This window comes from Nocardia carnea (assembly GCF_029868325.1).
GTDB lineage: Bacteria > Actinomycetota > Actinomycetes > Mycobacteriales > Mycobacteriaceae > Nocardia > Nocardia carnea_C.
Window position 1 is genome coordinate 20,306 of the sequence record NZ_JARWNW010000087.1, and the last position, 7,901, is coordinate 28,206.

General features: G+C 69.1%; 5 protein-coding genes and 1 pseudogene. 4 read left to right on the forward strand and 2 right to left on the reverse strand.

All coding sequences use genetic code 11. From position 1 onward, the window contains the following. Positions 1 to 7 precede the first annotated feature (7 nt). Both QH196_RS05255 and QH196_RS05260 read left to right on the forward strand, forming a co-directional pair. Positions 8 to 2,524, forward strand: a complete 2,517-nt coding sequence (locus QH196_RS05255) for a hypothetical protein (RefSeq protein ID WP_280414606.1) — start codon at positions 8 to 10, stop codon at positions 2,522 to 2,524. A gap of 78 nt (positions 2,525 to 2,602) precedes the next feature. Further along, positions 2,603 to 4,432: a hypothetical protein gene (locus tag QH196_RS05260; protein WP_348538047.1), complete on the forward strand. Its 1,830-nt coding sequence runs from the start codon at positions 2,603 to 2,605 to the stop codon at positions 4,430 to 4,432. Positions 4,433 to 4,441: 9 nt separating this feature from the next. On the opposite strand, the gene QH196_RS05265 is transcribed toward QH196_RS05260, so the two are convergent. Together QH196_RS05265 and QH196_RS05270 are read right to left on the reverse strand one after the other, a co-directional pair. Next, a complete protein-coding gene (locus QH196_RS05265) occupies positions 4,442 to 6,457 on the reverse strand; it encodes a glycoside hydrolase family 15 protein (RefSeq protein WP_280414607.1) in 2,016 nt (671 codons plus the stop codon). Between the two features lie 43 nt (positions 6,458 to 6,500). After that, complete coding sequence (locus QH196_RS05270) at positions 6,501 to 7,163, reverse strand: class I SAM-dependent methyltransferase (RefSeq protein ID WP_280414608.1); 663 nt, start codon at positions 7,161 to 7,163, stop codon at positions 6,501 to 6,503. Between the two features lie 114 nt (positions 7,164 to 7,277). Between QH196_RS05270 and QH196_RS05275 the strand changes: the two genes are divergently transcribed. Continuing rightward, complete coding sequence (locus QH196_RS05275; protein ID WP_033244739.1) at positions 7,278 to 7,487, forward strand: hypothetical protein; 210 nt, start codon at positions 7,278 to 7,280, stop codon at positions 7,485 to 7,487. A gap of 136 nt (positions 7,488 to 7,623) precedes the next feature. Further along, a pseudogene (locus QH196_RS05280) lies at positions 7,624 to 7,901 on the forward strand (hypothetical protein); the annotation flags it as partial.

Genomic DNA, 7,901 nt, shown 5'->3' on the forward strand with positions numbered 1-7,901 from the left:
TGGAGTTATGCCAATGGCGAGTGATCTGCCGTTCGACGACGAAGAAGAGGTCGCCGGACGGGGCGGTGACGCCGCCTATCGTATTGCCAGCGCCACCGCGCGAGTTGCCCGCGGCGGCGCATATGTGACCGGTGGCGCGCTGATTGCCGCCAACGGCGGCGGGGTCCCGGCGTCACCCGGGGAACTGGACAGCCGCAATGCCGGGTGGGCCCACAACGTCGATCCGGATCCCGATGTGCCCAGCCCTGTGGTCACCTTCCCGGACCCGGAACCGATTGCGCCGCAGGATATGCCGTTCGGTTCACCGGGTGATGCGAGCGTCACGATGCCGTTGCCGCACGGAACCTTCGATATCCAGGTCGGTCGTCCGGGCGAGTTCGGCTTCGAGGACCTGGACTCCTACAGCGCGCCCTACATGGACCAGGTCCCGGGATTGGAGCTGATTCCCGGCGGTCCGGACGGCGAGTTTCCCGGGTCCGATTACGTTCCCGGGGCACCGGGAACGGGTGTGCCCGAGTCGAATATCCCTGGTCTGCCGGAGTTCGGCCCTCCGGATGCCCCCGGGGGATTCCCGGGGTTCGACGGTATTCCCGGCTTGGGTGGCGATATTCCGGGGCTGGGCGGGAATTTTCCCGGTGCGGGGAACGAAGGTCCGGGTGCGCCCGGTGGTTTCGAGCTGCCGGCACCCGGTGATGCTTTCCAGACCGATATCTTCGATCTGCCCGGGTTCGGCCTGAATCCGGCCGGTCAGCCGAAGTCGGTGGCACAGACCTCCGATTCCGGCCCCTCCGACTGGGATTTCGGCTTCTCCGATATGGCGGGCGGCGCGCGGACGATCGCGGGGGGCGGCGGTTCCGGTGACGACGGCGCCTGGTTCGAGTTCTCCGTGGATGCCGGCGGAAGTGGGTTCGCCGGGCTCGCGCTCGGCGGTGCCGGCGGGTCGGTGCAGGTCGAATCGGATATGGACGTCGATATCTCGGTGGGTCCCGGCGGTATCCGGGTCGACAGCGACTGGGATTTCGGGATCACGGCCGAGGACGCCTTCTCCCTCGACGATCAGCTCGATCAGTACACCGGCTGGATGCAGGCCGGGGCCGCGGAATCGGCGTCCGGTGCCGGGCAGCCGGGGGTTCCGGAACCCGGCCGTCCGGCAGACGCGGATGCGGTGAGGCAGGGCGACGATGCCGCGATCGCGGTGGGCGGCAGCACCGGTACCGGAACGGGTGCGGCCTCGGCGCAGAACGCGGCGGTACCGGCGGGCACCGCCGGCCCGGCGACCTCCGGGATGTCGGTGGCACCGGCCGCCGCTCCGGCCCCGCTGCCGAGTGCCCCCGCGCCGATGGCCGCCGCCCCGGTGGCGCCTCCCGCACCGGTGGCGGTCGCTCCGATGGCGCCGGCGGCACCTGCTCCGGTGGTGGCGGCGCCGGTTCCGCCACCGCCGGTCGCGCCGGCGGCCGTGGCTCCCGCGGTACAGCCGGTCGCGGCGACCCCGTTGCAGACGACGGTGCAGCCCGATGTGGCGACCAGCCCGGTCGCGCATGTTTTCCAGCCGCCGGCGGGGCCCTCGCCGTTGACCGCGCCGGCGGCCCAGCTGCCGGATCTCTTCCACCGGCTGCCGCAGCCGGTGCCACCGGAACTGCCCACCGAGCCGACGCTGCCGGGTGATTCCACCACGGTGCTGCCGACCACCAGCGCGCCCGTGACGACCTCCGACAGTGTCACCACGACACCGGATACCACGACCACCGGCCCGGACGGCTCGACGACTACCGGTCCGGGCGGCACCACCACCGACGGCAGTACCACCTCGGTCGGCGGCAGTGCGACATTGCTGCCGGGCATCACGACCTCCCCGCAGGGCAGCACCACCGCGCCGGACGGCTCGACCACCCCCTCGGAACTCACCGAGACCACCGAGACCGGCGGCTCCTCACCGACGAGCAGTTCCGGGGGGTCGAGCACCGCCACCGAGGGGGCGTCGACCACCGGCGAATCCGGCGGGGTGACCACCACCGCGCCGGGCTCTTCCACCGGTGACACCGGTAGCACCACCGAACCCGCCGGTGGGGGCACCGGCACGCCGAGCGCCGGGGATCAGCCCTCGGGCACCACTCCGTCGACGGTCGATCTGCCCACTCAGCAGATCCCGACCGCGGATCAGTCTGCGCCGCAGGTACCGACGGTGGAGCAGCCGCAAGTACCGACGGTCAGCATGCCCGCCCAGCAGCCGAGCGTGCCCGATGTGCAGCAGCCGAGCATGCCCGACGCGCAGCTGCCGACGGTGCCGCAACCGATGCCGACTCCGTTGCCCGCGCCACAGGTCAAGCCGATCGCCGAGCACGGTGCCGCGGTCGTTCCGTACGATGTGCACGGGGTCGCCACCGCCACGCCCTACACCGATCACACGGTGCTGGGGTTCGCCGGTGGCGAGCTGACCGGTGATCTGTCGGCGGGATTCATGCCGCATACCGTGACAGTGGCCGAAGACCAGGTTCCCGACCCCGCCTTCTGGGTATATTTCTGACGGTTCACGGCCGATCCCGGATTCGATCCGGTCGGGTGGGCGGGGGTGAAACGGCCGATCGTGGCCGCAGGACGTGTTGTGACCGAGACGAAGGAGCAGGGCTTGTCTGCCGTAGCCGGACCGCAGGCCGCCACGGTGAAGAATCCGGATGTGATGGCCCCGCTCATCCAGATCATCGACGAGTTGCGGGATGTTTCCCGCACCGCCAGCCGCAACGATCTCCGGGGCCGGCTCGGTATGGTCCGCGCCCGGGTCGCCGATACGCGGGTGCGGCTGGTGGTGGTCGGTCCGCCGAAGAGCGGGATGAGCACCCTGGTGAACGCATTGGCCGCAGCGCCGGTCAGTGCGACCGACAGCCCGATCAGTGTGCCGTCGATTGTGGAGTACGGCCCCGAAGCCACGGCCACCCTGGTCCGGCGGGAGGGCGGCGGCCGGGTCCGGCGCCAGCCCGTGGACCCGCTGAACCCGGGCCCGGCGCTGTCGGCTACGGGTGTGATCCGCGCCGATTTCACCCATCCCAGCCCGCTGCTGGCCGAGGGCATCGTGCTGATGGATGCACCGGGTGCCGCGGTGCAGGACAGCACCACCTGGTCGATGATCGCGGCCGCCGATGCGGTGCTGTATGTGAGCGATGCCGATACCGCCTACAACCGGGATCAGATTGCGCATCTGCGGCGGATCGGGCAGATCTGCCCCACGGTGATCTGTGTGCTCAACAAGATCGACCGTAATCCGCATTGGGCGCAGGTGCAGGAACTCAACCGGGAGCTGCTCGACGAGGCCGGGCTGGGCTTTGCGGTGGCGCCGGTGTCGGCGCAACTGCACCATCAGGCGCAGCGGGCCGGTAATCAGCAGCGAGCGATCGAATCCGGGGTCCCGCAGTTGATCGAGCATCTGCGCGACTATGTGGTGGCACATGCCGATGCGATGGCAGTGAAATCCGCGGTCCGCGATATCCAGCTCGTGGGCGACCATCTCGGTGTGGTGTTGCGCACCGAGGCCGACGCGCTGCGCGATCCGCGGCGCCGCGCCCATGTGACCCAGCAACTGGCCACCGCCCGGGATCAGGCGGACCAGTTGCGGCAGCGCACCGCGACCTGGCAGGTCACGCTGGCCGACGGCAGTACCGAACTGATGGCCGATATCGAGCACGATCTGCGGCACCGGCTGCGGGGCCTGATGCGGGAGGCCGAAACCGAGATCTCCGGTATAGATCCGGCCACCCGATGGAAGCGGTTCGGCACCGAATTGGAGGGCCGGATCGCCGAGGCGATCGCCGAGAATTTCGAGACCGCGAACTACCGCGCCGAGGAGCTCGGCGAACAGGTCGCGGCGCGTTTTCCCGCCGAGCACCGCCGCCCGGAGCTACCCGATATCCGCCCGCGGTACGCCTCGGATCTGCTGGCCGACGTCGCACCGCTGGAACCGCTGCAGAGCGCGAAAGCAGGTGTTCCCGAACAGTTCCTGTCCGCGCTGCGCGGATCCTACGGTGGCATCCTGATGGTCGGCCTGGCCACCAGCTTGCTGGGGATGTCGCTGGTGAACTGGTATTCGGCCGGGGCGGGCATCCTGCTCGGCCTGCACGCCCTGTGGGAGGACCGCCGGGCGCGCCGGTTGCGCCGGCAGGCCGAGGCGAAAGCGGCGGTCTCGCGACTGATGGACGATGTGGTCTTCCAGGTCGGTAAGGAGTCGCGGACCCGGCTGCGTGAGGTGCAGCGGGTGCTGCGGGACCATTTCACCGATATCGCCACCGATGCGTTGCGTGCGGCGGACGAGGCGTTGCGGGTGGCCGAGGAGGCCGGCGCGCAATACGGCGATCGGGGTGCGGAACGGCTCGCCCGGCTCGATACCGATATGGGTAAGTTGCGCGATCTGCGGCAGCAGGCGGACAGTATCGCCGCCGCCTGACGGCGAGCGTCAGCGTATCCCGCCGATATCGCGGGGGCGGCTGCGCCACGGAGTGCCTCCGGTCCGGTCGTGCGCGGGCCGGAACGTACCGGCCGCTTCCGCTCCTTCGGCCCGGATCAGGTGGGTGACCGCGTTGATCAGGGCGAGATGGGTGAAGGCCTGCGGGAAATTGCCGAGCTGGCGGCCGGTGTAGGGGTCGATCTCCTCGGCGTAGAGCTTGAGCGGGCTGGCATGGGCGAGCAGTCGTTCGCACAGCACCCGGGCACGGTCGATCTCACCGATCTCCACCAGCGCTGATACCAGCCAGAACGAACAGATGGTGAAGGTGCCTTCGGCGCCCGACATCCCGTCGTCGGTGGATTCGGTGCGGTAGCGCAGGACCAGCCCGTTCTCGGTGAGCTCGTCGGCGATTCCCAGAACGGTGGCGCGGACCCGCGGGTCGTCGGCGGGGAGGAACCGGGTCAGCACCACGAGCAGTAGCGAGGCGTCCAGTGTGGAACCGCCGTAGACCTGGGTGAACCGGCCGCGGTCATCCACCCCGTTGGCCAGGACATCGGCCCGGATCTCCGCCGCGATCTCATGCCATTTCCGGGCGATCCGCATCTGGCCGTGCAGTTCGGCCAGGCGCGCGCCGCGGTCCAGTGCGACCCAGCACATCACCTTGGAAGAGGTGAAATGCTGTGGTTCGCCGCGTACTTCCCACAGGCCGCGGTCGGGTTCGCGCCAGTTCGCGATGGCGGCGTCGACCTGGCGTTTCAGCATGGGCCACAGCGTTTCCGGAACGTGTTTGCGCGATTTCACGTGCAGGTACACCGCGTCCAGCATGGTGCCCCAGATATCGTGCTGTTTCTGGTCGTATGCGCCGTTGCCGATGCGCACCGGTGTGGCGTGACCGTAGCCGGAGAGGTGATCGAGGGTCGATTCGGGGATATGGCGTTCGCCACCGATTCCGTAGAGAACCTGCAGCGGGACCGGTTCGCCGTCGGGTCCGGTGGTGGCGTCGTGCAGGAAGGCGAAGAAATCGTCGGCTTCGCGGTCCAGGCCGAGGGTATAGAGGCCCCAGAGGGCGAAACTGGAATCGCGCACCCAGGAATAGCGGTAGTCCCAGTTACGTTCCCCGCCGGGTGTTTCCGGTAGCGAAGTGGTGCCCGCCGCCATCAGCGCGCCGGTCGGGGCGTAGGTGAGACCCTTCAGGGTGAGTGCGCTGCGCTGCAGGTAGCGGCGCCAGGGGTGGTCGGGGAAATCGCCGAGGGTTATCCATTGCCGCCAGCATTCGATCGTGGTCCACATCGTTTCGGCGGCTTCGTCGAATGTGCGTGGGGCGGGCAGTTCGGACCAGGTGAGCGCGACATAGGCGCAGTCGCCCTCGGTCATCCGGGTGCGGGCGCGGGCTTCGCGGCCCTGCAGGCCCAGGCGCAGATCGGTGGTGAGGACCAGACTCGGCCCGGCGGTCGGATCTGCGGCGCAGACCGCGGTCGCCTCCTCGTACACCTTGCCGGTGTACTCCCAGGTGGCCATTTCCCGGTGGTAGTCGAACGACGGTTCGCAGCTCAGTTCGAGTTCGACGGTGCCGTTCACGCATTTGACCGTGCGCAGCAGCATATGCCCGGCATCCCAGTCGGTCGGGGTGCGCCGGTGCGTACGGCTGCGCTGCTCGGTGCTGTGCCACGGACCCAGAACCAGTGCGTCGCGCACGATCAGCCAGCCGGTCGCGGTCTGCCAGGTGGTTTCCAGGATCATGCCGCCCGGTAGATAGCGGCGGGCCGCGGGAACCGAATGCCCGTACGGTCCCAGCCGGAAATGGCCGGCGCTGCGATCCAGCAGGGCACCGAACACACTCGGTGAATCGGGGCGGGGTATGCACATCCACTCCACCGAGCCGTTGCCGGCGATCAGGCAGGTGGTTTCGCAGTCGGACAGGAATGCGTAATCGTCGATGGCCGGGAAGTTGTCCTCGCGACGCGGCGCCGCCGGGTGGGTGCCCGGCAGTCCGCTCGCCGGTGCTGCGTGCTCGGGACTCGGCATACCACCCATGATGTGTTGCCGAGGCCCGAGCCGCCACCATCGGTTACCCGGTGCGCCGGATCCGGGCGAGCCAGGCCACGACTTTCACCTTGCCCGCGGCGTCGACCGTCAGGTCACCGAGCTGCCCGGCATTGGATTCGGTGACCCGCCCGTAGTAGTGATCCGGCTGCAGATCCTCGAGCTCCCAGCCCGGCCCGGCGAAGGAATCGCGGATGAGGTCGGCCCCGATACGCGGACCGAAACCCGGCTCCGCATCGGAGAGCGCCAGGATGTGCACATAGCCGCCGGGCTCGCACAGCCGGTGCAGAGCGCGCACGTATGCGGCGCGGGCCTCGTCGTTGTCCATGAATACGTGGAACAGGGCGCTGTCGACGATGGTGTCGAAGGTACCGAGCGGGTTGTCCGCCGAATCGGCGAGCGCGACCATATCGGTCACCTCGAACCGGGCGGTGGGTACTCCCTTGGCCGCGGCATTGCGCCGCGCGTAGGCGACGGCGCTGGGAGAGAGGTCGACACCGAGGATGTCGTAGCCGGCGGCGGTCAGTGCGATGGTGTGTTCACCCGTACCGGTCCCCGGGTCGAGTATCCGGCCGCGGATCCGGCCGGCGCGTTCCAGGGCGAGGATCGCGGGTTGCGGTTCGCCGATGATCCACGGCGCGGTGTCGTTGTCGTAGGCGGAGTTCCATACCTCGGTGGCCTGAGTCATGACTTCAGCCTGCAACCTCGAGCGCACTCGAGGTCAAGGCTCGCGGTGCCGGTACGCGGGCCGGGCCATGCCAGGTGGGCAGGGGCCGGAACCCGGTGTTCTACGCTGGTCGCCGTGGAGCGTATTGCCGGCTGGTGGGACGGGTTCGAACTGTGGGTGGCGGGGTTGCCGTTCATCCCGCAGTTCCTCGTGGTGCTGGTGGGTATGGTGCCGATCAGTTTCGGTATCGCCTATCTCATCGACCGGGCCGTACGCCTGGCCGCCGGGGCCCTGGGGCGCGACGACACCGACGGAGACCGCGAGACCGGAAGCGAGGTGGGCTGATGCCGCGCTCGCGAGTACAGCTGGCACTGGCCGCGCTGCTGGTGCTGGTGGTCATCGCCTGGTTGTTCACACTGTGATCCGCCCCGGTGGCCGCGGATCCGCACGAGCTCGGCGCGGATTCGGCGCGGAAAGGTCCATGATGTCGCGTACCGGTCGCCCGGCGGGGCGCCGCCGGCTGTTCGCCACGCTGGTGGCGCTGCCCGTTCTGCTGAGCGCCTGCGCGGGCGGTTCCAGTGATGAGGTCGGCGGCGGTGGCGCCGACGGCAGTGGTGGCACCGTCGCCCATCATGCCGCGCGACAGCAGCGGATCGGCGGTCATCGGGTTCAGCCAGTCACAGACCTGGTAGGAGCTGATCCGTCCGGCGGCACCGGCCTGTGCGATCTGTTCTTCGAGAGCCGGATCCCACCAGATAT